Source organism: Streptomyces luteogriseus, from assembly GCF_014205055.1.
GTDB lineage: Bacteria > Actinomycetota > Actinomycetes > Streptomycetales > Streptomycetaceae > Streptomyces > Streptomyces luteogriseus.
In genome coordinates, this window is sequence record NZ_JACHMS010000001.1 from 8,378,134 (window position 1) to 8,400,407 (window position 22,274).

The window sequence follows — 22,274 nt, forward strand, 5'->3', positions numbered from 1 at the left end:
GGCCACAGAGTGGTAACGGCGAACAACGAACGGGGCGTTGACACGGTCTAGGCCACCATGAAGATCTCTTTCCTGATTCACAACGCCTACGGGATCGGAGGCACGATCACCACCACGTTCAACCTGGCCGGAGCCCTGGCCGAGCGGCACGACGTGGAGGTCGTCTCCGCCTTACGGCACCGCGAGCACCCCAACCTCGTGCTCGATCCGCGGGTGCGGCTGCGGGCCCTGGTGGATCTGCGCAAAGAGGCGGATCATCCGCTGCACCAGAGACCGGCGAAGGTGTTCCCGCCCGCCGAGTACCGCCACCACCAGTACAGCGAGCTGACCGACCAGCGCATCGGGGAGTGCCTCGCGGCGCTCGACGCCGACGTCGTCATCGGCACCCGCCCGGGCCTCAACGTGCACATCGCCCGCCAGGCCCCGCAGCACGTGCTGCGCGTCGGCCAGGAGCACCTCACGCTCGACAACCACTCGCCGCGGCTGCGCACGGCCCTGCGCCGCGCCTACCGCCGCCTCGACGTGATCACCACCGTGACGGAGGCGGACGCCGCCGCCTACCGGCGCACGATGTGGCTGCCCGGCGTCCATGTGGAGGCCCTCCCCAACAGCGTTCCCGACCCCGCCCTGCCGCCCGCCGACAGCACCGCCAAGGTGGTGATCGCCGCGGGCCGGCTGGTCCCGGTCAAGCGCTACGACCTCCTGATCGAGGCGTTCGCCCCGGTCGCCGCCGTGCACCCGGACTGGCAGCTGCGCATCTACGGCAAGGGCGAGGAACAGCCCAGGCTGCGGGAGCTCATCGAGCGGCTCGGGCTGTGGAACAACGTGTTCCTGATGGGGGCCGCCACCCCCATGGAGGCCGAATGGGCCAAGGGCTCGATCGGTGCCGCCGCGTCCAACTTCGAACCGTTCGGCATGACCATCGTCGAGGCCATGCGCTGCGGACTCCCCGTCGTCAGCACCGACTGCCCCTACGGCCCCGGCGAGATCATCCAGGACGGGACCGACGGCCGGCTCGTACCGGTCGGGGACCGTGACGCGCTCGCCGCCGCCCTGCTGGAACTCGTCGGCGACGACGAGCGCCGCCGCCGCATGAGCCGAGCCGCCCTGGACAACGCGCGCCGCTTCGCCCCCGGCCCCGTGGTCGCCCAGGCCGAACGTCTCCTGGAGACGGCAGCCGCGGCCAGGGACACGCCCCGCCGCGCCACCCCGCGGGGCCACGGCACCCGGAGCGCCCTGGCCGGCCGGGGCCACGCCGTCCGCGACGCCGCCCACGCCGCCGCCTCCGGCGTACTGCGATCGATACGGAAGGGACGCCGATGAGCACGCCGGAGGACGAGATGACCAGTACACACGAGCGCACGGCTGCCGGAACGCCCAAGGGCACGGTGACGAGCTCGCGGAACGACACCCGCGACACCCACCCGCGCGCCCACTGCGCGATCGACACGGACGGCCGGATCACCTTCCGCCTCCCGCCCGCCACCACCCCCCACCCTCGGCTGCTGCTGCGCCTGCGCCCCAAGAAGGGCCGTCCCGAGACGACCCCGCACGTCCTCGACCTGGAGTCCGACCGGGCCGACGGCCACCGGCACGCTGTCCTGGAACCGCTCCCGGTCCTCGACGAGGGCCGCTGGGACGTGTACCTGCTGCCGGAACCCGGAGCCGAACGTCTGCGGGTGCGCCCCGGCCTGCGGGACCTGCGCACCCTCGTCGACGGTCACCTGCGCGAGCGCCCCTCGCCGGTCGCGGTCAGGATCCCGTACGCCACCAGGGACGGCTTCCTCGCCCTGAGGGCATGGCGGCGCACCGCCCACGCCGAGACGCGCGCCATCGGCGTCGAGGACCGGGCCCTGACGGTCACGGCACGCCTGCACGGCGCCGAGCTCGACGAGGACGCCACCGTGCGGCTGCGCCTGCGAGGCACCGACACCGTGCGAATCCTGCGCCCCCGGGCCGACGACGACGGCAGGGGCTTCTCCTTCACGGCCGGCCCCGGGGACCTGACGGCGGACGGCGGGGGAGCGGGCCGGATCTGGGACGTCTTCGTCCGTCCCGTCGCCGGGGCACAGCCGATCAGGGTCGCCCGGCTGCTCGACGACGTGGCGGACCGCAAGCACGTGCACGTCTACCCGGCGATCGAGGCGGACGGATCCACATTCCGCCCCTACTACACCGTCGACAACGACCTCGCGATTGAGGTGACGTAAGACCGATTCGCCGAAATGCCCGAAATGAAAATTCCGGGAGTTTCGGATGGTCGTTCCGGTGGTGCGCCGCTACAGCCATGTGTGGATTCTGTGCAAAGCGGCGGCATAAAGGGTCACCGGCTCGTTCTCAACAGCCGCAAATCGGGAGGGGACTTGCGGCTATAACCAAACTCAAGTACCTAGATGAATCATGAACCTGTTCAACCGCGTGGTGCCGTCCCGCCGGCAGGCACCGCTCCCCCCACAGCGCCCCCACGGCGCACCGGCATCCTCCACTGCCGTGCTGCCGGACCCCAACCTGGCCGACCTGTCCGGCGAATGGGTCGTCGACCCCGCGCACAGCAGGATCGGCTTCTCCGTCCGGCACGCCATGGTGACCACCGTGCGCGGTTGTTTCCTGGAGTACGAAAGCCGCCTCTACTTCGACGCGCACGACCCCGCACGGTCACGGGCCGACATCACTCTGTTCACCGCCAGCGTCGACACCGGGGTGGAACAACGCGACGCCCACTTGGTCGGCCGTGACTTCCTCGACGCCGCCGCCTATCCGCGGATGCGCTTCACGAGCACGGCGGTGGAGCAGAAGGGCGCCGACCTGTTCAGCATGTCGGGCGAGCTGACCATCAAAGGCGTCTCCCGCCCCGTGGTACTCGACATGACCTACATCGGTAATGTCACCGACCCGTTCGGCTATGACCGGGTCGGCTTCGACGGCACCACCACCATCAACCGGTCGGACTGGGGCCTGACGTACAACAGCAGGCTCGCCGAGGGCGGTGCGATGGTCAGCGAGAAGGTGCGCCTGCAGCTCGACATCGCTGCCATCCGCACGCCACCGTCGGGCGGCTGACCGCCCCAGGGCGTTTCACGACCCCGGCGTCGGGCCCGGCCACGACCCTGTACGTGGCCGGGGCACCCTTCTCCGGGCCGTCACTCCTCCTGCCGTCGACCGAGCCCGCGGTCCTCCAGGGGTGCCCGGCCGTCGGCCTCGCCCGCCGTGAGGTGCTCCAGGACCTCGACCAGTTCCTGGCAGGCGCGCTCCACGGAACGCCGTGTGTAGACCTGCTCGGTGATCACGGCGGACAGGATCAGGGCGGTGAGCGCCATCGCCCCGTTGAAGGCCTGCAGCTTCATCATCACCTCGACGCGGCTGAGCCGTTCGAACGGCCCCACCCGGTCGGTCGCCGCCACCGTGGTCATGACCGAGGCGAACAGGGCGCATGTCAGGCTGCCGGCCAGCTGGAACCGCAGAGCCGCCCAGATCAGCAGGGGGTAGACGAGGAACAGCAGACTGACCGAGCTGCGCGCGGCCAGCGGCACGAGGCAGCAGGCGATGACCGCGAGCACCGCGGCCTCCTTCCAGCGCGACACGGGCAGCGGCAGCCGCACGCGGGCCAGCAGGAGCAGCACCGGCGTCACGATGAGCACGCCCATCGCGTCACCGACCCACCAGGCGAGCCAGACCGCCCAGAAGCCGGGCCATTCGAGCCTGTCCGTGGCGATCAGGATGCCGGCGCCGGTGGTCGAGCTGATCAGCATGGCGGTGAGCGCGCCCAGGAACACCAGGGCGAGACCGTCCCGCAGCCGCGCGAGATCGTTCCGGAAGCCGGCTCGGCGCAGCAGCAGGTATCCGGCGACGGGTGCGGCAGTGTTGCCAGCCAGGACAGCCAGGGCCGAGGGCGTCAGGGCGGTGAGGGACAGGATGACGAAGAAGGCGCCCAGGGCGATCCCGGGCCAGCAGCGCAGTCCGAAGAGCAGCAGGCAGGCGACCGCGACCCCGGTCGGCGGCCAGATGGGGGTGACGACCGCGCCCTCGACGACCAGCTCCCGCAGCAGTCCCAGCTGGGCCGAGCCGTAGTAGCAGGCGGCGACGGCCAGCGTCTGCAGAGCGACGACGACCGGCGTACGCGGATCCTGGCTACCCACCACAGCAGCCATGAGACACCGGGGCCGCCGCGTCGGCGAGGCGGGAGCGGGCGTCCTGCGGCCCTATGGCTGAGCGTCCGGCCCGTCGAGGCCGACCACCAGGACGGCCGCGTCGTCGTCGTGCCCCACGCGCTCGGCCCCCTTGATCACGGCGGCCGCGAGCGCGTCGACGTCCATGCCCGCCACCGCGGCGATGCCCGCGAGCCGCGCCACCTGGTCGAGGCCCTCCTCCAGCCGCATCGACGGCCCCTCCACCACACCGTCCGTGAGCAGCACGAACATGCTGCCCGTGGTGAGCTCGTAGCGGGTGACCGGGTACGCCGTACCCGCCTGTACGCCGAGGGGCGGCCCGCCCTCGTCCTCGGCGAGACCGGACTTCCCGTCGGCCGTGGCCCAGACACAGGGCAGATGCCCGGCCCGGGCGCTCTCCAGTACGCCGGCGCACGGGTCGAGCCGCATGAACGTGCAGGTGGCGAACAGGTCGGAGCTGAGGGACAGCAGCAGATCGTTGGTCCGGGCCAGTACTTCACCCGGCTCGCTGGTGACCGAGGCCAGCGCCCGCATCGCGGCGCGCACCTGCCCCATGAAGGCGGCGGCCTCGATGTTGTGGCCCTGGACGTCGCCGATGGACAGTCCGATCCGGCCGTCGCCCAGCGTGAAGGCGTCGTACCAGTCGCCGCCCACGTTGAGGCCGTGGCACGCGGGCGTGTACCGCACGGCCAGATGCAGACGGCGGGCGAGGGGCAGGTCACGCGGCAGCATGCCGCGCTGCAGCGCGATCGCCAGTTCGACCCGGGACCGCTGCATCTCGGCCTGCGCACGCGCCTGAGCCGTCAGGGCCCCGAGCCTGGTCAGCAGCTCGTCGCCGTCGTCCGTCGTGCCGGTGCGGGACATGGATCACTCCGGCGAGGATGGCCACGGTAGGTGACGACCCGCGAGGTCACATCACCCGATTTACGTCCATAGGATGATACTCAGGCGAAGGCATCCGCGACGACTTCACGCTCCTCGGAGGTTCTCGCCGCCGCCCTCACGCTCCTCCGCGGAATCCGTACGACGCCCCACCGACGCCAGTACGAACGTCACGCTGATCAGCAGTGCCCAGGCCCCGAACTTCTCCACGCCCACCGGCTCCCAGCCGTGCTCCTGATACGGGTAGCGCCAGGCGCCGGCCAGGGTCGCCAGGTTCTCCGCCACCCACAGGAAGAACCCGATCAGCGTGAACGACAGCGCCAGCGGCATCCGCCGGCGCACCCCTCGCACCGTGAACCGCACCGACGTTCCGAGCGTGACGACCCCGAGCAGCCCGGCCAGCACCCAGCGCGCGTCGGGCAGCCAGTGGTGGCTGAAGAAGTTGACGTATATGGCGGCGGCGACCAAAGCCGTCGCGCGCGGCCGGTAGCGCACGAGCCCGAGATCGAACAGGTGCCAGGCCCGGCAGACGTAGCTGCCCACGGCCGCGTACAGGAACCCGCCGTACAACGGGACGCCCGCGAACTTCAGTACGGCCGGCTCCGGATAGCTCCAGGAACCGAGCGACACCTTCACCAGCTCGAAGGCGAGGCCGATGGCATGGCAGACCGCGATGACGGCGACGTCCCGGCCGTTCTCCCAGCCGCGGGCCCAGAACACCAGCGTGAGCAGCACACCGTAGACGACCAGCAGGTCGTAGCGCGCCACGGGCAGGTCGGGCAGCAGCGTGGAGACGGCCACGCCGGACAGCAGGGCGATGGCGAAGGCGCAGGCCCGCGTCTGTGTCCAGGCGAACGCGAGCAGCTGGCGAATCGGTGTGGCCAGGGGGCCGGTGAGGCTGGCAGGGATCATGGTGCCCTGTAGGACGACCCCGTCCGCTCAACGGTTGCAGCGAAACTCCCTGCTCGGAGCCCCGCCGTCCGTCCCGTCCCGCGCCTGGGCCACGGCCTCCCGCAACAACCCCGACAGCCGCTGATCGGCGTCCGGGGCGCCGCACAGCACGCCGAGCGCCTGCTCGAGGTGACGGCGCCCCGGCCCACGCCACCACAGCAGATCGGTGATCCTGGCCGCCGGGCCGGCCGCGGGCGTGTGGGCGAGTTTCTGCGCCCTCCCGCGGCACGCACGGCCGTGCCGCGCCAGCCGCCGTGACGCGGGACGCACCAGGCGTGCCGCGTCCACGACCGCGCCGACGAGCAGCGGCGCGGAGTCACGGCCCGCGGGGCGGGCGTCGGCGAGGTCGGCGGCCAGCGGCCACAGGGCGTGCCGGGCGTCGTCACCGACGCTGTCGTTGACCACCCGGGCCAAGGCCGCGAGCGCCGGATGCGTGCCGGCCGGACTGTCGGTGAAGCGGCCGCAGGACAGCAGAGCGGCGGCCTCCATCAGACAGGCGCCGTCGTCCGGGTGCAGATGGGCGAAACGCCCGGGCACCGGAAGGCCGTCCGGGACTCCGGCGGGGGACTCCACGGACGCCCCGCGGCCGGGAAGAGCGGTCATGGACGCCTCCGGCTGTGATCACAGACCGGTGGCGGCGTGCAGCAGGAGATAGAGCGCCGCCGCCGGGATCCCCGCGCCGGGGAACGTGAGGATCCAGGCGGTACCGATCGAACGAGCCACCTGCCAGCGTACGTCGGAGAAGCGCCGGGTGGCACCGGCGCCCAGAATGGCCGCGGTGATTGTCTGCGTGGTGGAGATCGGCGCCTTCACCAGGAACGCGGTCGTGTAGAGGACGGCCGCGGCAGCGGTCTCGGCGGCGAACCCGCGCGGCGGATCGAGGTGCACGATGCGCCGCCCCAAGGTGGTGATGATGCGCCGCCCGCCGGTGTACGTGCCGGCGGCCATGGCGGCCGCCACGGCGGCGATCACCCACACCGGCACGGAGAAGTCGTCCTGCCAGCCGGCCGTGACCAGCGCCAGCACGATGACACCCATGGTCTTCTGCGCGTCCTGCAACCCGTGCCCCAGTGCCATGGCGGCGGCGGAGACGGTCTGCGCCAAACGGAAGCGCCGCACCACGCGCCGGGGTGTCGAACGGCGGAACACCCACAGGATGCCCGTGTGCAACAGGTACCCGAGGGCCATGCCCACCAGCGGGGACAGCAGCATCGGCAGGATGACCTTGTCCAGGATCCCCGACCAGTGCACCGTGGCGGACGCGGCGAGTGCGGCACCGACCAGCCCGCCGATCAGGGCGTGCGAGGACGAGGTGGGCAGCCCCCGCCACCAGGTGAAGACGTTCCACCCGATGGCGCCGAGGAGCGCGCACAGGACGAGCAACAGCCCTGAGGTCGCCTCGGGCGCCCCGATGATGCCGCTGCCGACGGTCTGGGCGACGCCGGTACCCAGGAAGGCGCCGCAGAAGTTCATCACCGCCGCCATGGCCAGTGCCACGCGTGGCGTCAGGGCTCTGGTGGAGATGGAGGTGGCGATCGCGTTCGCGGCGTCGTGGAAGCCGTTGGTGAAGTCGAAGGTGAGCCCCACGATGATGATCAGCACCACGAGAGTGAGCTCCATGCCTGATCACCTTTCGACGCGCGGCCGCTCGGTTCCATCGTGCGCTCAACGAGAGGAGCGGGCCGTGCGGCACGCCACGTGGGGCGGGTGGTTCGAGGGAACCCCTGAGACGCGGACATGCCGTTCTACGGTGTCCTGATGCGATCTGTTCCTCTCTGGGCGCTGGTGTCATCCGGGTGCGCGCCGGTCTTCCTGAGCATGGGCTGGCTGGTGGCGGCGTCCCTGCAGGGCTCGCCCTACGACCCCGCCGCCCAGACGATCAGCGTCCTTGCGGCTCCCGGAAACTCCGGGTCCTGGGTGATGACGGCGGCGTTCATCGCATTGGGTCTCTGTCACCTGCTGACCGCCTGGGGCCTGCGCCCGGCCGCCACCGCGGGGCGGATGGCCCTGGCGGCCGGCGGTGTGGCGGCACTCACCGTGGCCATGGTCCCGGCCCCGAGCAGCGGCGGCTCGCCGAGTCACGGTTCCGTGACCACCGTGGGCTTCGCCGTCCTCACGGCATGGCCCGTCCTGGCGGCCAGGGCCGGTACCGCCGCGCCCTGGGCCCTGCGCCCCCTCCCGTCCCTGGGGGCCACGTCGGTCATGGCGGTCGGCGCGGCCTGGTTCCTGATCGAGTTGCACCTCCATGGCGCGGCCGGCGTGGCCGAGCGCGCCGTGACGACCCTCCAGTCGGTCTGGCCCTTCGTGGTCGTCCTCTCCTGTCTGGGCGGATCCCTGCGCGACGGGTGTCCGAACTGACCGAACGCTGCGTGTCTGTTGACAGGTACGGACCAAGGCGTGACGCTGAGAGCGCTCTCAGAATTTCGGCCAACTGTCGAACGGAGGCAAGAGCGTGTTGCGAACTCTCAGGCGCCGGGCCACGGCCGCGGGGCTGTCCCTCGCCACGGTCCTCGCCGGCTCCCTGCTGGCGACCGGAACGGGTGCGCCGGCCGCTGCCGCCGTGCCGGCGACGATCCCTCTGAAAATCACCAACAATTCGGCCCGCGGCGAGCAGCTGTACATCTACAACCTCGGCACGGAACTCTCGACCGGACGGCAGGGCTGGGCCGACGCGGGCGGCGCGTTCCACCCCTGGCCGGCGGGTGGTAATCCGCCGACTCCCGCCCCCGACGCCTCGATCCCGGGCCCGGCGGCAGGGCAGTCGACCACGATCCGCATGCCCAAGTTCTCCGGCCGCGTGTACTTCTCCTACGGTCAGAAGCTGGTCTTCAAGCTGACCACCGGAGGCCTGGTCCAGCCCGCCGTGCAGAACCCGACCGACCCCAACCGCAACATCCTCTTCAACTGGTCGGAGTACACGCTCAACGACTCGGGCCTGTGGATCAACAGCACCCAGGTCGACATGTTCTCCGCTCCCTACGCGGTGGGAGTGCAGCGGGCCGACGGCAGCACCGCGAGCACCGGCCGGCTCAAGCCCGGCGGATACAACGGCTTCTTCAACGCCCTCAGGGGTCAGCCGGGCGGCTGGGCGAACCTGATCCAGACCCGATCCGACGGCACCGTACTGCGCGCGCTGTCACCGCTGTACGGCCTGGAGACCGGTGCCCTGCCGGGCACCGTCATGGACGACTACATCAACCGCGTCTGGCAGAAGTACTCCACCTCGACCCTGACGGTCACCCCGTTCGCCGACCAGCCCGGCACCAAGTACTTCGGCCGGGTCTCCGGTGGCGTCATGAACTTCACCAACAGTGCCGGGGCCGTCGTCACCAGCTTCCAGAAGCCGGACGCCTCCTCCGTCTTCGGCTGCCACGGGAGGCTCGACGCCCCCAACGACCAGGTGCGCGGCCCGATCTCGCGCACCCTGTGCGCCGGCTTCAACCGGTCCACACTGCTGGTCAACCCCAACCAGCCCGACGCCGGTGCGACCGACTTCTACAAGGACGACGTCACCAACCACTACGCCCGCAAGATCCACACCCAGATGGCGGACGGGAAGGCGTACGCCTTCGCCTTCGACGACGTCGGCCACCATGAATCACTCGTCCACGACGGAAACCCCCGCCAGGCCTACCTTACGCTCGAACCGCTCAACTGACCGGCCTTCCGCACGCCGTCGGCACCTCGACCGGATCGAGGTGCCGACGGCTTTGTCGTACTGACCTGCGCGCTGCTCCCAAAACGATGTGCGAGGCGGGAAGTTGGCCATTCATCAGTTTCGGAATCAAATACAACTTTGCGAAGTCTTGGTGTAGTTGGGCTGCCGATTACGTGAGCCTCGTGGGCATCACGCGGTGACCACAACCCCTGCCGGAACAAGGGGCATTGTGGTCACTTTCCCCCCACGGAACGGTGAGAGGCACCAACGATGACGATGAACCACGCCCTGCGGTACGGCAGCCGCACCCTCGCGTTGACGGCGACCGCACTCGGGGTGATCGCGACGGCCGTGCCGGCCGCGGCCGAGGAACAGCCCACCGCGGAGCAGATCATGGCCGACTGCGCTTCCGGCGAAGGGAAGTGCAGTTTCAATTCCCCCGAGCTCGGCAAGGCCTACCTCGGTGAGCCCCGTCAGGTTTCCGAACTGCTCTTCAACTGCACCGATTCACCCGCCTCCCAGTCGATGTCATGGGCCGACACCGTGGGCTCCTCCCATTCGGTGGGCGGCTCGGTCACCGTGGGAGGCGGCATCGAGGGCATCATCACCGCCAGTGTGACCGCGACGTACAACTACACTTGGCAGAGCTCGCACACGGAGACCAGTTCCTTCACCGTGTCCGTGAAGCCGGGAGAAGTGGGCTGGATCTCCCGTGCCCAGGTGATGCGGCAGATATCCGGCACGTGGCAGACCCACTACGACGACCCCAAGTGGGGCCACTACTACTGGTTCGTGCCCGACACCGTCACCGGTCCGGCGCCGAACGGCACCGACGGCAAGCACAGTGCGGTCGTGGTCAAGTCCCGCAAGATGACGGCGGACGAGAAGAAGCTGTGCGACGGCGGGTCCACGGAGAACAAGGTCTTCACCCGCAGCCGCTGAGCCGGCCCCGCGTTGGCGGTGGGGCCGGCCGTGGCTACTTCGGGTCGCGGTCGAAGAGCGACTTGGACCAGAGGTAGCCGAGCGCGGCCAGCCCCACACACCAGGCCACGGCGAGCCATCCGTCGTGACCGATCCCGGTGCCCAGCAGCAGGCCGCGCAGGGTCTCGATGGCCGGGGTGAAGGGCTGGTACTCGGCGATCGGCCGGAACCAGCCCGGCATCGCGTCGACCGGCACGAAGGCGCTGGACAACAGCGGCAGGATCTCAGCGGCATCACAGGCGCTCTGGCTCTCCTGCGGGTCGTGACCTCGCGATGAGCCCTCCTGCCTGGATAAACGTGATGGTGGCATCCTGAGGCAAGGTGGCGTCGTCGTCCTGGTGACGCTCATGGGGGCGTGAGATGGTGCCATGTGGCACCACGTGGTGCCACATGGCGGTGGGAGGGCACGCTGATCGGCCCCGCCGGGTGGTGCTCGCCCGGCGGGGCCGAATGCGGAACGGTCGCGGGGCAGGGGGCCGCGGCGGCGTCACCCGCTCGCGGCGGCGGTCACCGTGGCGGGATCCACCCCGGTCAGTTCGACGATGCGGTGGGGTGCCACCCCGGCAGCCAGTGCGCGTCCGATCAGGCCGTCCCGCCCGCCGGCGCAGTCACGGTAGGCGAGCAGTTCCTCCTCGACCCGGGCCAGCGGCTCCGGCACCAGGTGGTGGCGGAGGCGGGCCAGCTCCTCCTCGCTCAGCGGGACGGGCAGTCGTTCCGCTCCCTCGGGCACGGCCGCCGTCTCCTCCGGCGGGAGCAGGCGCAGGTGAGGTGAGGCCGGCGTGCTTCCCTGGGCATCGAGCCAGGCGCGCACCGCGGGGGTCTCCATGCACGCGAGTTCACCGACGGCGGACGGCGGCACGCCGAGCTGCGCGGAGGCGTCGTCGAGCAGGAACAAATAGGCGTCGTCGGTCATCCTCGGCTCCTTCGCAACAGGGTGCTGGTCGACATCCATTACCCCGCAGCGCCCGGATTAGCGCCGGGCTCATGGCACTCGATCGGGGGAGACGGCACGGCGCCGGGTCTCGGTGATGTGCGTGTCGATGTACGAGGCGAGGGCGAGTGCGTCCTTGGGCTCGTCGGCCTGGAAGGAGACACGGCGCAGCAGGATGACCCCGTCGAGGGCGATGCCCTCACGGGCCAGCACGAAGATCAGCGCGAGGAAGGCGGACCTGGCGTTGCCGTCGTCGAACGGGTGGAAGAAACAGACGTCGAGGTAGGCACGTGCGGCGCGAGCGGTCAGGGGGAGTGGCCGTGCTGCGTCGTATGCGCTTTCGGCCAGGCAGGCATCCAGGCGGGCACGGATGTCCGGGGCGATGCCATAGCGTTCCCGGCCGCCCTTCGCGAAGGCGGGCCGGCTGCGCAGGGCCGGCAACTCTGAGGTGCCCAGGACGTGCCGCTGCCAGCGCTGCAGCAACTCGAAGTCCAGGCGGGCGTCGCGCCCGGCGTCATCCCGCAGCAGTTCCAGGGCGGTGAGCAGACCGCCGGCCCGGGCCGGGTCCAGGGCGCCGTCGAAGCCGCGGATGTCCTCGGCCACGCCGTCCTGGCGCGGGGTCACCGGCCCCTCCGCGCCGCTGTCCGGGGCCGGTTGCCACGTCACGCTCTCGCGCACCGCGAGCCAGCGCTCGAGGTGGTCCGGGAGCGGCTCGGCGGACCGCGCCCGGTCCGCCGGCCGCAGGGACCCCGCGAGCCGCTCCGCGACATCGTCGACCAGCGCGGCGTCGGGGCCGGTCCAGCTCAGGAACCGCCCGCCGATCGCCTGTTCGACCAGTTTCTCCGCGACGTCGGGTGCGACGGCCCAGCGGTCGAGGAACCAGGTGAGCACCTGGTGGCAGTGCCCGTGCCAGCCACTGCCGCACCCGGTGCGGTCGGTCACCTGGAGGATCAGGTTGCGGGCCGCGCGGTCCCACAGCAGCCGGTCGTCCTCGACGGTCTCCAGATCCAGCGGGTACGCGTCGATCCATCCGGCGAGACTCTCCAGCCACGCGCGCCATTCGCACAGCGCAGCGACCACCCGGGTGAGCGTCTCCTCGGGAGTGGTGATCGAATCGCGCGGGCAGCACCAGTGTCCGACGGGCCCTCCGCCGAAGTCCCCTTCGTCGTGCGACCATCGGAAGCCCGCAGCCCAACGGCCGTAATGCTCCACCAGCGCCTGCGACATGGCGTCGGCCCACAACCGTGCCTCGCCCCAGCTCCAGGCGCACATCGCCGGATCGGCGAAGGGGACGTCCGGCCTGCGCGGCACGCATCGGGCCGGCCCGAGCGAGCGGACCACCCGCGCTGCCGACGCGGCGTCGAAGGGGTGGCGGGCCGGATCCACCTCGTCCCAACTCAGAAACCCAGGGGCCAGCTCAGGTATCACCGCGCAAGCTTCCGCGTCCGACCCGGCCCGATCAAGCGAATTACCACCGAGCCGGGCCGCGCGTACCGTTCAGGACCCGGCGCCGGCTGTCTCGGAGCCTGCCGCTCCGGCCGTCCCGGCCTCCGGGGCGACGTCCCAGGGCCGGGGGCCGGTGCCGCCCGTCCACGCCTCCAGGGTCTCCCCGTTCACGCACAGGATCCCGCACTGCTGGGCGTACTCCAGCGCGGGCGCTGTGAAGTCACTGGTGCTGACCAGTACGGCGACATCGGCTTCGTGCACGGTGAAGCATGTGCCGCCGAAGCGCTGGAGGTCCTGGGATCCGACCCGGTGGGACTCGTCGTAGTGCTTGCACTGGACGACGATCCGGCGCCCATCGGGCGTTACCGCCACGACATCGGCGCCCAGGTCTCCGGCGCCACCCACGACCTCGACGCCGGAGCAGCCGTCGCGTTCGCAGAGTGCGGCGATCGCCTCCTCGAACTCCTCCGGCGTCAGGGCGGCGTAGTCGACCTCCTCCGGCGTCAGGGCGGCGTAGTCGACCGCGACGACCTCGACTGCCGACCGCCCGGGGGGAACCGCGGGAGCCTCCAACTGCTCGGCCGCTTCCCTGGCCGCATCGTCGAGCGCGGCCGCGGCCCGACGAGCCACTTCCGCCACGCGCCACCGGCGCCGCAGGCCCAGACAGCCTGCGACACCTATCAGGACCAGCACGAACACCCAGGCCGGGCGCCGCTCGAGAGCGCCCGCCGCCACGCGGGCGGTGAGGCCCAGGACGCTCACGACCACTGCGAGGAACACGAAGAACAGGGCAGTCGACCGAAGGTCGAACCGGTATCGGCGGCGCTTCACAAGCGTCGTACGAGGCGCAGGCACTGTCACGACATCCCCCCTCTTGGGACAACAGCAAGATCACTCCCACCGTGTGCCCAAGATCAACGCCTTCACCGCTGGGGCCGTCGTCACCGTTCTCTGATGCGCCACCACCACCGACGCCCTGCGGTCCACTCGCTCGCCCAACCCGGATCCGGGAGGGTGCGGCGCTCGAACTCCGCGCCGATACGCGCCACCAGGCGACCGAGATCCACGCGGGCCCCTCCGGGCAGATGACGCAGGACCTCGTCCGGGTCGTCCCGACCGTCTTCGATCTCGATGCCGGGACTCTCGTACGGGCCGCTCGGAGAGCGCCCCTGCTCCCTGAAGGCCCGCTCGAAGCGGCTGAGAGCGACAGCGACGGCGCCGGGCCACAGACGCTCGGCCTCAACACGCCTCACCGCAGTCCGAGTTCGAGCCGACACGGAGGGAATCCGGCGAACCGGCGGGCGCTTGGGCGGCCGCCGGTGCTCGGCGTGGACGGCCTTCGGACGCCTACGCGGCATTGCCCTTTCGGATCAGAATCATGTCGGCATTCCGACACCGCCGGTGCCTCGGTGAGCTGCCCCGAATCGCCCGCCGGACGCCTGACATGATCGATGCGTGATCAGTGGAGGCGAGCGGCCGGGCCGCATGAAGTACGTCCTGTTCGACGTCGACGGTACGCTGATCGACGCGGTGAGCAACCAGCGTCGGGTCTGGGGAACATGGGCGCAGCGGTACGGGCTGGATCCGGACGAGGTCTACCGGGTGGCGCTGCGGACGCGGCCGATGGAGACTTTCGCTCAGGTCGCCGCGGAGCGTGATGCGCGTGAATGCCTGGGCGTACTGCACGAGTTGGAGGACGAGGACGTCCGGTCCGGCGTCTATACGGCCTTCGACGGCGCTTCGGAACTGCTGCGCAATCTGCCCTGGGGCGCTTGGGCGTTGGTGACGTCGAACTACGAGCACCGGGTGCGTGGCCGCTTCCTGGACCGGCCTGCCGGTACCGGACGTGATCGTGGACGCGGCCGCTGTGGAGGAGGGCAAGCCCTCTCCCATGCCCTATCTGCGGGCCGCCGCCCGGCTGGGCGCCGAGCCCGGACACTGCCTCGTGATCGAGGACGCACCCTCCGGAGTGCGGTCGGGGCTGCGCGCCGGGATGACGGTGTGGGGCGTGAACGCCCCTGACCCGGTGGAGGGTGTGCATCGCCACTTCCCCAGTCTGCGCGAGGCGGCCCCGCACATCCTGGCCCGCGTGAGCGACCCTGAGGGGACTGCCGCGGTCTGAGCGGGTCCCCCAGGTGTTCGGTCAGTCGATCAGTACGCCCGGGTTGAGGATGTGATGCGGGTCCAGGGCGTCTTTGGCGGCGCGCAGCGCCAGCGCGAAGGGTTCGGGGCGCTGGAGGTCGTAGCCGGGGCGGTGGTCCCGGCCGACGGCGTGGTGGTGGGTGATCGTGGCGCGGTGGCGGTGCAGGACGTCGCTCGCGGCAGCCTTGATGTCGTCCCAGATGCCGAGCTCCTCGCCGGGGCGGCCGGCGGCGGCCACCGTGAAGTAGGGCGCGGCGCCGTCGGGATAGACGTGCGTCAGACGGCAGTTGACGGTAGCGGGGTGTCCGGTGGCCTTGAGGGCGGCGGAGCCGACCTCGGTGCGGACGGCGTCGATCAGGGCCGGGATCCTGTCCCAGGTGGCGGCGGTCTCGAAGGTGTCGACGACGGCCCCCATACGGGCCAAGCCGTCGCGCAGATACGGCATGCGCAGGAAGGCCGAACGCCAGGCGTTCACCGCCGCGTCGGCCGGTGCGTCGTGGTCTGCCGAGTCTGCACCCCCGTTCGCCGTCGGCGCTCCGCCCCGGCCGCCATGAGCCCGCGCCAGCTCCAGGGCGTTCGCGAGGCGGTCGTCGACGCGACCGGTGGCGGACTCGAAACCCAGCACCAGGACGGAGGAACCGTCCTGCGAGGCGCCGGACAGCAGCGCCTCGCCGGGATCGAGCAGGCGGCAGTTGGCGGGGGAGAGGTCCGACTGGGCGATGACACGCACCGCCTCCAGCGCGCGGGGGAGGTCGGCGAACGCCACCGACGCCGATGCCTTGTACCGCGGACGTTCCTGCAAGCGCATCCACGCCTCGGTGATGACCCCGAGCGCACCCTCGGAGCCGAGGAACAGGCGGTCGGGCGACGGCCCGGCACCGGATGCGGGCAGCCGGAGGGACGTGCTCGATCCGGCGGGCGTGACCACGCGCAGGGACTGTACGAAGTCGTCGATGTGGGTGCGGCCGGTGGCGTAGTGGCCTCCGGCCCGGGTGGCCAGCCAGCCGCCGAGGGTGGAGAACTCGAAGCTCTGCGGGAAGTGGCGCAGGGTGAGGCCGTGGGGACGCACCTGCTCCTCCAGCACGGGACCGAGCGCCCCGGCCTGGACGCGGGCCGAGCGGCTGACGGTGTCGATCTCCAGGACCCGGTCCATCGACGTCAGGTCGAGCGACAGCACGGCACGGTGGGTGTCGCCGCGGTATTCCACACCGCCGACGACCGAGGAGCCGCCGCCGAAGGGGATGACGGCCACACCCTGCCCGCCGGCCCAGTCCAGCAGGTCGGCCACCTCCCGGTCGTCGGTCGGACGGGCGACCAGGTCGGGGACCCGGCCCGGTCGGCCGCGCAGCGCCCGGATGATGTCGCGGTAGGCCTTGCCCATGGCGTGGGCGGCGCGCGCCTCGGGATCGGTGGTGACGAGATGCGCCAGCGAGGACGGGGGTGTCACTCCGGGTCGGGCGATCGCCAGGTCGGCGACCCGGGGGATGGGCAACGGGCGGGCCAGGGTGCCCGGCAACAGAGCGCCCATCGCGACGCATTCGGCGTCGTCCGGGTGGGAGTCGGCGTAGCCCCAGCCCCACCAGGAGCGGGTGCGGGAGGTGCCGTGACCGGAGGGTGAGGCGGGCATGCGTGTGCTCCCAGCAGGTCCGATGAATTTACCCTATGGAAAATTACCGTAGGGTAATATGAGTGCCATGACAACGCCCTCCTCGAAAGCCGGCACCAAGGGAGTCCCCAGGGCCACCCGCGAACGACAGGTCCTCGCGGCGGCCACCGAGGAGTTCGGCCGCCACGGCTACGAGGCCACCACCGTGGCCGCCGTCGCCGCCCGGGTCGGCGTCACCAAGCCCTTGCTGCACCACTACTTCGGCAGCAAACAGGACCTCTACCTCGCCTGCCTGAACCCCGTGGGCGACCGACTCCTGCACGCCATCCGCACCGCCATGACCGAACCCGCCCCCGCCGCGCCACCCACCGCCCTGCGTGTACTGCACGCCCTGTTCACCGCGCTCGACGGGCAGCGCGAGGCGTGGTTCGTCCTCTACGACGCCACGCTGCCGCCCGGCAGCGACGCCGCCCGCCGCGCGGCGTACTACCGTCGCGCCGTCGACGACCTCGCAGCGACCGGCACCGCCGACCTCCTGCGGACGACCGGATCCGGTGATCCGCTGGACGCCGACGCCCTCGCCTACGCGTGGCGCGGCCTGTGCACCGCACTGGTCCGCTGGTGGGTCGACCACCCCGACCAGTCGCCCGAAGTCATGACGCAACGCTGCGCGCGGCTCTTCGCGGCCGGCCGCACCATCCTCGCCGTCGGCGACGAGGTCGCCTGAGCGGTCGACCGGACCGCCGCAGGCGGGCGCCTACGTGTGGTCCCGAAGGAAGGCCGGGATCTCGTCACGGGTCGGACGGTTCGGCAGGGGTGCCGGCTTGTCCTGGAGGAACGCGGTGACGACGGCGGCAGCACGCTCGTTGTTGCCGTCCAGGCCGTTCCACATGTGGTGTCCCACTCCCGGCATGTACTGCGTCCGCTGAACGGCGGGGTCGTGGGCGAGGATCTCGGTCGCCCATCGGCGGACCTGGGAGGAGCACTCGGCGATCATCAGCATGGCGGGGATCCGGGACTGCCCCAGCCGCCGTGCGATGGAGGGCGAGTCCCTGATCGTCTGTTGGACGCGGAGGCTGGCGGCAGGGCTGAAGGAGAAGGTGCGTGCGGTGTCCTCGGCGGGGATTCGGTGTGCGTCGCGCGCGCAGTAGGCGGAGGCCGTGTCGCTGCCCAGATCGGCGGCGGTGAAGGCGTTGTCGCCCTCGGCCTGTCCGAGCAACCCCGTGTCGGGGGTGAGGAGTCCGAGTCGCATGAGGCCGAATGCCACGGCGTACCGGGGGACATGGGTGGACCGCGGTCCGGTCATGGCCGGTGCGAGGCCCCGGGCGGACTTCCGCCCCTTGGGCCCGGCCATGTCCGCGGTGGGGCCGTCCATGGGGCCGGGATCGGCGATGACAGCCCGGTGCAGGCGTGCGGCGACGCCCGGATCGGCCAGGGCCCGGGTGAGCACGACCCCGCCCGCGGAGAAGCCGAGGACGTCGGCCCTGCCCCGGTCCAGGCGGTCGACGAAGGCGGCGAGGTCACGGACCGACCTGGAGATCGTGTACTGGTCCATGGGGAGCAGGTCGCTTCGCCCGGCACCGGCCGGTTCGTAGGCGTAGACGTCGTGGCCCCGGCGTGCCAGGAGGCGCAGGAACCGGTGGTCGAGCACCGAGATGCCGCGGACCGGCCCGCCGTTGAGGTACACGAACGGGACGGGATGCCGGGGGCCCCGGCCGGCGGGCGGGTAGTGGTACACCGCGACCCTGCTGCCTGTCGTCAGGCTCCAGTGCTGTGTCTCCACGAACGGCAGGGCCGGGGGGCGCTGCCGGGCCGTCGGCACGGTCGGGACGCAGACCGTAGCCGTCAGTGCCGCCGCGACGATCACCGGCACGAACGGCACGAGCCGTGCCGGCCAACAGCGGCGCCGCCCCCGCCACATCGCGAGGGCGGCCCCGACGGCGACGGTCGTCGACCATGCCGCAAGCCCTGAGCCCACCCCGTCGGTGAGGGCGAGCAGCCCGACGAAGGCGACGACCAGAGCCACCACGGCGGCCAAAGCCGACGATAAGCGCCCGGTGGCGCGGGCGAGACGTATGACGGATGTGGGCACGGCAGACCTCCGACAGTTTCATAACGCTGTTTCAAAACGACGTTATCAGAGGAGGTAGGCTGTCGGTCGTGGGTAGGCCGAGAACGAACGACGAGGCCGTCAAAGAGCGGCTCGTGGTGTGTGCGACCGAGATGCTGGCGACGCGTCCGCGGGAGTCGGTGACGGTCCGTGCCGTGGCCGCAGCCGCCGAAACGTCGACAACGGCCGTGTACTCCCTGTTCGGTGGCAAGGACGGGTTGATCGGCGCGGTGCGGGACAGAGCCGTCGCCGGGCTGTTCCAGGACGTGTCGGCGGTGCCGGCGTCCGAGGACCCGCTGGCCGATCTTTACGCGCTGGCCGTCGCCTACCGTCGTTGGGGGCGAGGTCACAGCCACCTGTACACGGTGCTGTTCGGCGGTGTGCAGTCCTTCGACCCGTCGGGGGAAGTCGGAGTCGACGACCCGATCCGCCCGCTCCTCACGGCGATCGACCGCGCCGTGACCGCGTCCGTCCTCGCCGGTGAAGCGACATCGATCGCCCTGTCGATGTGGGCGGCCATGCACGGACTCGTGACGCTGGAACTGGCCGGGGCCCTCGACGCGGCCACCGCGGAGGCCGCGTTCGGATCGACGATGCACGCCGTCCTGCGCGGGTGGACGACCCCCGCGGTGTTCAGTGGCCTTCGCGGAGCCGAAGCCGCGTCATGAGGCGGCGGATGTTCACGCGCCCGTGCCCGATGCTCGGTTCCGTCAGGGGGTGCGGCGGATCAGGAGTACGTGGTCGGTGACTTCGGCGGTGCTTCCGTCCGGGCCGGTCGCGCTCCGGCGGGGTGCCTCGGCCCGCTCGACCGTCCATGTGTCCGGGTTCGGATCGATGCCGTCGGCGACCTCCCGCGGGCTCGGGTGGCGAAGGCCGGGATCCTGGTTCCAGGACCAGGGCGCCGTCGATCCGTGGTCGACCACCAGCAACCGTCCGCCGGGCCGCAGCGCATGAGCGGCCGATCGCAGGACGGTCGACCGGTCCAGCCCGAAGGGGGTGTGCAGGTAGTGGGCGCAGACCAGGTCGAAGTCGCCGGACGGGAAGGACTCCTGCAGGTCGTGCCGCGCCGCGAGGACGCGGTCGCCCAGGGCGTGTGCCCGAGCGAGGGCGGTGAGCCGCTCGACCGCCACGGCCGAGATGTCCACCGCCGTGACACGCCACCCCTGCCCGGCGAGCCACAACGCGTCACCGCCCTCGCCGCATCCGAGGTCGAGAGCCTCGCCGGGCGGCAGGCCGAGGCCCGTCACCGTCTCGGTGAGGCGAGCGTTGGGGCGGGGGCCCTCGGCTGCGGGGCGGCCCGCGTAGACGTCGTCCCAGAAGGTGACCGCATCGGTGGTGCTCATCAGGCCTCCATGTGTCGGTGTGCCCTCAGTCTTGCCAGGCCCCCTCCGGCTCGGCACGGAATGTTGCGGTTACGGCAACAGACCTCCGCGGTCGAGGAACGGCTGCGGCCCCGGCCGACGGGATGTCCGTCGGCCGGGGGCGTGCTGGGCGGCCGGCTCGTCACCGGGGGAGCGGGCGTGGTGCCGCCCCACCCCTCGGAGGTGCCGCCGTCATCGGGATCGGTACGAGTGCCCGGTGCGGGGCGTCAGTTCGCGAAGGGGACGGCGTCGGCGGGGTCGGCGTGCCAGTTCGTGGCGACGGGCCGGTCCACCGTGGCGGTCTCGGGGAGGGCGAGAGTGACGGCGTTGGTCTCGTCGCCCGCGACGGACAGGTGGAGGTAGTCGAACTCCTTGCCGAAATCGTTGTTCGTGGTCTTGGGGTTGACGCCGGCGTAGGCGGCGGTGGAGCCGGACAGGGTGACCCTCTCGCTGACCGCGTGCTCGGCGGGCGCCACCTCGGTGTCGGCGGACGAGCCGAAGGACGCGGAGGGGTAGACGCCCTCCAGGTAGCAGGTGACGCCGGACTTGGCCTTGGCCGTGACGAGGTAGTAGCCGCCCGCCTGTGTCTTCAGGCTGACCTTGAAGCTCAGGTCCTTGGTTGCGCAGGCCCGCGCGGTGTTGCTTCGGCTGTCGGCCGGGGCCGTGGCCGTGGCAGTGCCGGCGGCGGTGGCGGTGACGGCCACCGCCGCGACTGCGGCCAGGGCGAGACGGGCGGAGGGGGCGGCAAAGCGCGAACGCATCGAGATCTCCAAGGTGCGAAGTGGACTGTCCAGCGAGCTGCTTGGACGACCTCAGCCTGTTCCGCGATCCGTCCCACTCGCCACGCCAGGCGGTCACTTCGGGACGCCGGAACGCTGAAACGGGCGCTGACCAGCACAGACACCGGCAGCCTGGAACGCCGCGCCGGGATGCGGAGCGTGTACGGGTCGGCTCGGCGCCCGTTCGCCGGCTCAGGGCGCGATGCCCCCGAGGGCTGCCGGCTCCACTTCTTCTCCTGGTGGGCGGAGAAGGCCGGCCAGTTCAGACCGTCGGGGCGCGGGTTCACGCGTGTGGCGTACGGAGCGGGCGTGAAAGCCGGCTTGTAGAAGCAGCCCGTGCCGTACGAGGCGTCGAACGTGGGGCAGGAGGCCGCGATCGAGACCGGGGTGGGCTTCTTCCCGCTACGGACCCATGCGTCCAGCGCCGAGATGGAGTTGGCGTACTCGGACGTGCTCAGCCCGCTGTGCTCGTGCTCGTCGGTGAAGGTCTGCACGAGGTGCTTGTCGCGCTTGGCGCCGCGCAGGCCGGCCGGGTACGCGGCCTCGTGCTCGACGAACGCCGTCGGGTCATCGATCGCGTGGAGGGTGAGGACGGGGACCGCGACCCTCCCGGTGATGTCGCTGTCGTAGGAGAGGTCCCGCATGGCTGTGGGGTCCGCGGAGAAGCGCTCGACGCCCGCGTTGAGGGCGGCGTCGTCATGGGAACCGGAGTAGACGACCCCCTTGTCGGAGAAGGGGTTCCGCCCGCCGAGCCGGTTGTGCACGATGTCGCGGAACGTGAACGTGGCGAACCTGAGGTGCGATTCAAGGGTCCGTTCCGGGATTTTGGTGACGGCGAGAATGTCGTCGAGGTTGCGCTGCTGCAGGGCGGTGCGCTCCTCGGGCAGCGAGGAGAAGCCGGTGCACTCCTGGAGCCGGGCGCGCAGGCCGGTCGTCGTCATCGTCGACCCCGCGCGCAGTCCCTCCCACAACGGATACTGCGCCTCTGGCGGCCGGGGATGGTTCCGGCAGTAGTACTGATGGACCACGCGCAGGTCCACCCGATAGTCGTAGCCGCGGGAGCCGCCGCCGAGGACGCCGTTGGTGAGCAGCGCGCCGTCATAGGGGCCGTGCTTCTCGGAGCCGTAGATCTCGATGGTCTTCGCGGCGACTGGCCGTGGATGTACGTCCGCTTCGGCTTGTGGAACTTCTCGACGAAGAGGCGGCGCAGGCTGTCCGTGTCGGCCGCAGCCATCCTGGTTCCGTAGCCGCCGCGGCGATA

At 71.1% G+C, this 22,274-nt stretch carries 20 protein-coding genes and 3 pseudogenes; 9 read left to right on the plus strand and 14 right to left on the minus strand.

The genetic code is table 11. The annotated features are described in order from the left end of the window. Positions 1–57 precede the first annotated feature (57 nt). The 3 genes from BJ965_RS37225 to BJ965_RS37235 all read left to right on the plus strand — a co-directional run bounded on the left by BJ965_RS37225 (position 58) and on the right by BJ965_RS37235 (position 3,060). Complete coding sequence (locus BJ965_RS37225) at positions 58–1,323, plus strand: glycosyltransferase family 4 protein (RefSeq protein WP_184915953.1); 1,266 nt, start codon at positions 58–60, stop codon at positions 1,321–1,323. Beyond that, complete coding sequence (locus tag BJ965_RS37230) at positions 1,320–2,210, plus strand: transferase (protein ID WP_246546226.1); 891 nt, start codon at positions 1,320–1,322, stop codon at positions 2,208–2,210. The genes BJ965_RS37225 and BJ965_RS37230 overlap by 4 nt, the downstream gene beginning before the upstream one ends. A gap of 190 nt (positions 2,211–2,400) precedes the next feature. Continuing rightward, entirely contained in the window at positions 2,401–3,060 is a 660-nt protein-coding gene (locus BJ965_RS37235) for a YceI family protein (protein ID WP_184915956.1), read from the plus strand. An 80-nt stretch (positions 3,061–3,140) separates the two neighbouring features. Here BJ965_RS37235 and BJ965_RS37240 read toward each other — a convergent pair whose 3' ends face one another. The 5 genes from BJ965_RS37240 to BJ965_RS37260 form a co-directional block, all read right to left on the minus strand. Then, on the minus strand, positions 3,141–4,148 hold the full coding sequence (locus BJ965_RS37240; RefSeq protein WP_184915959.1) for an MASE1 domain-containing protein: 1,008 nt from the start codon (positions 4,146–4,148) through the stop codon (positions 3,141–3,143). A 51-nt stretch (positions 4,149–4,199) separates the two neighbouring features. Continuing rightward, a complete protein-coding gene (locus BJ965_RS37245; protein ID WP_184915960.1) occupies positions 4,200–5,030 on the minus strand; it encodes a PP2C family protein-serine/threonine phosphatase in 831 nt (276 codons plus the stop codon). A gap of 105 nt (positions 5,031–5,135) precedes the next feature. Further along, the gene (locus BJ965_RS37250) at positions 5,136–5,960 is read right to left on the minus strand and encodes a DUF817 domain-containing protein (RefSeq protein ID WP_184915964.1); all 825 of its coding nucleotides are present in this window, start codon (positions 5,958–5,960) and stop codon (positions 5,136–5,138) included. A gap of 27 nt (positions 5,961–5,987) precedes the next feature. Continuing rightward, positions 5,988–6,602, minus strand: coding sequence for a hypothetical protein (locus BJ965_RS37255; protein ID WP_184915968.1), 615 nt, complete (start codon positions 6,600–6,602; stop codon positions 5,988–5,990). Positions 6,603–6,620: 18 nt separating this feature from the next. After that, positions 6,621–7,619: an inorganic phosphate transporter gene (locus tag BJ965_RS37260; protein ID WP_184915971.1), complete on the minus strand. Its 999-nt coding sequence runs from the start codon at positions 7,617–7,619 to the stop codon at positions 6,621–6,623. Positions 7,620–7,757: 138 nt separating this feature from the next. On the opposite strand from BJ965_RS37260, the gene BJ965_RS37265 reads away from it, so the two are divergent. The 3 genes from BJ965_RS37265 to BJ965_RS37275 all read left to right on the plus strand — a co-directional run bounded on the left by BJ965_RS37265 (position 7,758) and on the right by BJ965_RS37275 (position 10,599). Further along, entirely contained in the window at positions 7,758–8,357 is a 600-nt protein-coding gene (locus BJ965_RS37265; RefSeq protein ID WP_184915973.1) for a DUF998 domain-containing protein, read from the plus strand. 94 nt (positions 8,358–8,451) lie between these two features. Beyond that, positions 8,452–9,657: a glycoside hydrolase family 64 protein gene (locus BJ965_RS37270; protein WP_184915976.1), complete on the plus strand. Its 1,206-nt coding sequence runs from the start codon at positions 8,452–8,454 to the stop codon at positions 9,655–9,657. A 270-nt stretch (positions 9,658–9,927) separates the two neighbouring features. Continuing rightward, positions 9,928–10,599: a hypothetical protein gene (locus BJ965_RS37275; RefSeq protein WP_184915978.1), complete on the plus strand. Its 672-nt coding sequence runs from the start codon at positions 9,928–9,930 to the stop codon at positions 10,597–10,599. A 34-nt stretch (positions 10,600–10,633) separates the two neighbouring features. Here BJ965_RS37275 and BJ965_RS37280 read toward each other — a convergent pair. The 4 genes and pseudogenes from BJ965_RS37280 to BJ965_RS37295 form a co-directional block, all read right to left on the minus strand. After that, a pseudogene (locus BJ965_RS37280) lies at positions 10,634–10,861 on the minus strand (ABC transporter permease); the annotation flags it as partial. Between the two features lie 264 nt (positions 10,862–11,125). Continuing rightward, positions 11,126–11,551 (minus strand): DUF6003 family protein, encoded by a 426-nt coding sequence (locus tag BJ965_RS37285; RefSeq protein WP_184915980.1) that lies wholly within the window; start codon positions 11,549–11,551, stop codon positions 11,126–11,128. Between the two features lie 69 nt (positions 11,552–11,620). Further along, positions 11,621–12,997 carry a Fic family protein gene (locus tag BJ965_RS37290; RefSeq protein WP_184915982.1) on the minus strand — a complete coding sequence of 459 codons (1,377 nt, stop codon included), beginning with the start codon at positions 12,995–12,997 and terminating at the stop codon, positions 11,621–11,623. Between the two features lie 69 nt (positions 12,998–13,066). Further along, positions 13,067–13,876: a restriction endonuclease gene (locus BJ965_RS37295; protein WP_184915985.1), complete on the minus strand. Its 810-nt coding sequence runs from the start codon at positions 13,874–13,876 to the stop codon at positions 13,067–13,069. Between the two features lie 624 nt (positions 13,877–14,500). On the opposite strand from BJ965_RS37295, the pseudogene BJ965_RS37305 reads away from it, so the two are divergent. Beyond that, positions 14,501–15,137: pseudogene (locus BJ965_RS37305) on the plus strand (HAD family hydrolase). 21 nt (positions 15,138–15,158) lie between these two features. Here BJ965_RS37305 and BJ965_RS37310 read toward each other — a convergent pair. Beyond that, the gene (locus BJ965_RS37310; RefSeq protein WP_184915988.1) at positions 15,159–16,784 is read right to left on the minus strand and encodes an FAD-binding oxidoreductase; all 1,626 of its coding nucleotides are present in this window, start codon (positions 16,782–16,784) and stop codon (positions 15,159–15,161) included. Positions 16,785–16,851: 67 nt separating this feature from the next. Here BJ965_RS37310 and BJ965_RS37315 point away from each other — a divergent pair, with 67 nt between their 5' ends. Then, positions 16,852–17,490, plus strand: coding sequence for a TetR/AcrR family transcriptional regulator (locus tag BJ965_RS37315; RefSeq protein WP_184915992.1), 639 nt, complete (start codon positions 16,852–16,854; stop codon positions 17,488–17,490). Between the two features lie 30 nt (positions 17,491–17,520). Here the strand turns inward: BJ965_RS37315 and BJ965_RS37320 are convergent, their stop codons facing one another. Next, entirely contained in the window at positions 17,521–18,792 is a 1,272-nt protein-coding gene (locus tag BJ965_RS37320) for an alpha/beta hydrolase (protein ID WP_313667808.1), read from the minus strand. Positions 18,793–18,923: 131 nt separating this feature from the next. Here BJ965_RS37320 and BJ965_RS37325 point away from each other — a divergent pair, with 131 nt between their 5' ends. After that, a complete protein-coding gene (locus tag BJ965_RS37325) occupies positions 18,924–19,541 on the plus strand; it encodes a TetR/AcrR family transcriptional regulator (protein ID WP_184915998.1) in 618 nt (205 codons plus the stop codon). A 42-nt stretch (positions 19,542–19,583) separates the two neighbouring features. Here BJ965_RS37325 and BJ965_RS37330 read toward each other — a convergent pair whose 3' ends face one another. The 3 genes and pseudogenes from BJ965_RS37330 to BJ965_RS37340 all read right to left on the minus strand — a co-directional run. Beyond that, a complete protein-coding gene (locus BJ965_RS37330; protein WP_184916001.1) occupies positions 19,584–20,216 on the minus strand; it encodes a class I SAM-dependent methyltransferase in 633 nt (210 codons plus the stop codon). Between the two features lie 245 nt (positions 20,217–20,461). Continuing rightward, positions 20,462–20,938: a DUF4232 domain-containing protein gene (locus tag BJ965_RS37335; protein ID WP_313667634.1), complete on the minus strand. Its 477-nt coding sequence runs from the start codon at positions 20,936–20,938 to the stop codon at positions 20,462–20,464. A 293-nt stretch (positions 20,939–21,231) separates the two neighbouring features. After that, positions 21,232–22,274: pseudogene (locus tag BJ965_RS37340) on the minus strand (hypothetical protein); the annotation flags it as partial.

Excerpts from the sequence above, each read along its gene's own strand:
- BJ965_RS37235 (WP_184915956.1), top strand. The coding sequence starts at position 2,401 with ATGAACCTGTTCAACCGCGTGGTGCCGTCCCGCCGGCAGGCACCGCTC.
- BJ965_RS37285 (WP_184915980.1), bottom strand. The coding sequence starts at position 11,551 with ATGACCGACGACGCCTATTTGTTCCTGCTCGACGACGCCTCCGCGCAG.
- BJ965_RS37315 (WP_184915992.1), top strand. The coding sequence starts at position 16,852 with ATGACAACGCCCTCCTCGAAAGCCGGCACCAAGGGAGTCCCCAGGGCC.
- BJ965_RS37250 (WP_184915964.1), bottom strand. The coding sequence starts at position 5,960 with ATGATCCCTGCCAGCCTCACCGGCCCCCTGGCCACACCGATTCGCCAG.
- BJ965_RS37245 (WP_184915960.1), bottom strand. The coding sequence starts at position 5,030 with ATGTCCCGCACCGGCACGACGGACGACGGCGACGAGCTGCTGACCAGG.
- BJ965_RS37260 (WP_184915971.1), bottom strand. The coding sequence starts at position 7,619 with ATGGAGCTCACTCTCGTGGTGCTGATCATCATCGTGGGGCTCACCTTC.
- BJ965_RS37330 (WP_184916001.1), bottom strand. The coding sequence starts at position 20,216 with ATGAGCACCACCGATGCGGTCACCTTCTGGGACGACGTCTACGCGGGC.
- BJ965_RS37255 (WP_184915968.1), bottom strand. The coding sequence starts at position 6,602 with ATGACCGCTCTTCCCGGCCGCGGGGCGTCCGTGGAGTCCCCCGCCGGA.
- BJ965_RS37310 (WP_184915988.1), bottom strand. The coding sequence starts at position 16,784 with ATGCCCGCCTCACCCTCCGGTCACGGCACCTCCCGCACCCGCTCCTGG.
- BJ965_RS37230 (WP_246546226.1), top strand. The coding sequence starts at position 1,320 with ATGAGCACGCCGGAGGACGAGATGACCAGTACACACGAGCGCACGGCT.
- BJ965_RS37275 (WP_184915978.1), top strand. The coding sequence starts at position 9,928 with ATGACGATGAACCACGCCCTGCGGTACGGCAGCCGCACCCTCGCGTTG.
- BJ965_RS37265 (WP_184915973.1), top strand. The coding sequence starts at position 7,758 with ATGCGATCTGTTCCTCTCTGGGCGCTGGTGTCATCCGGGTGCGCGCCG.
- BJ965_RS37240 (WP_184915959.1), bottom strand. The coding sequence starts at position 4,148 with ATGGCTGCTGTGGTGGGTAGCCAGGATCCGCGTACGCCGGTCGTCGTC.
- BJ965_RS37225 (WP_184915953.1), top strand. The coding sequence starts at position 58 with ATGAAGATCTCTTTCCTGATTCACAACGCCTACGGGATCGGAGGCACG.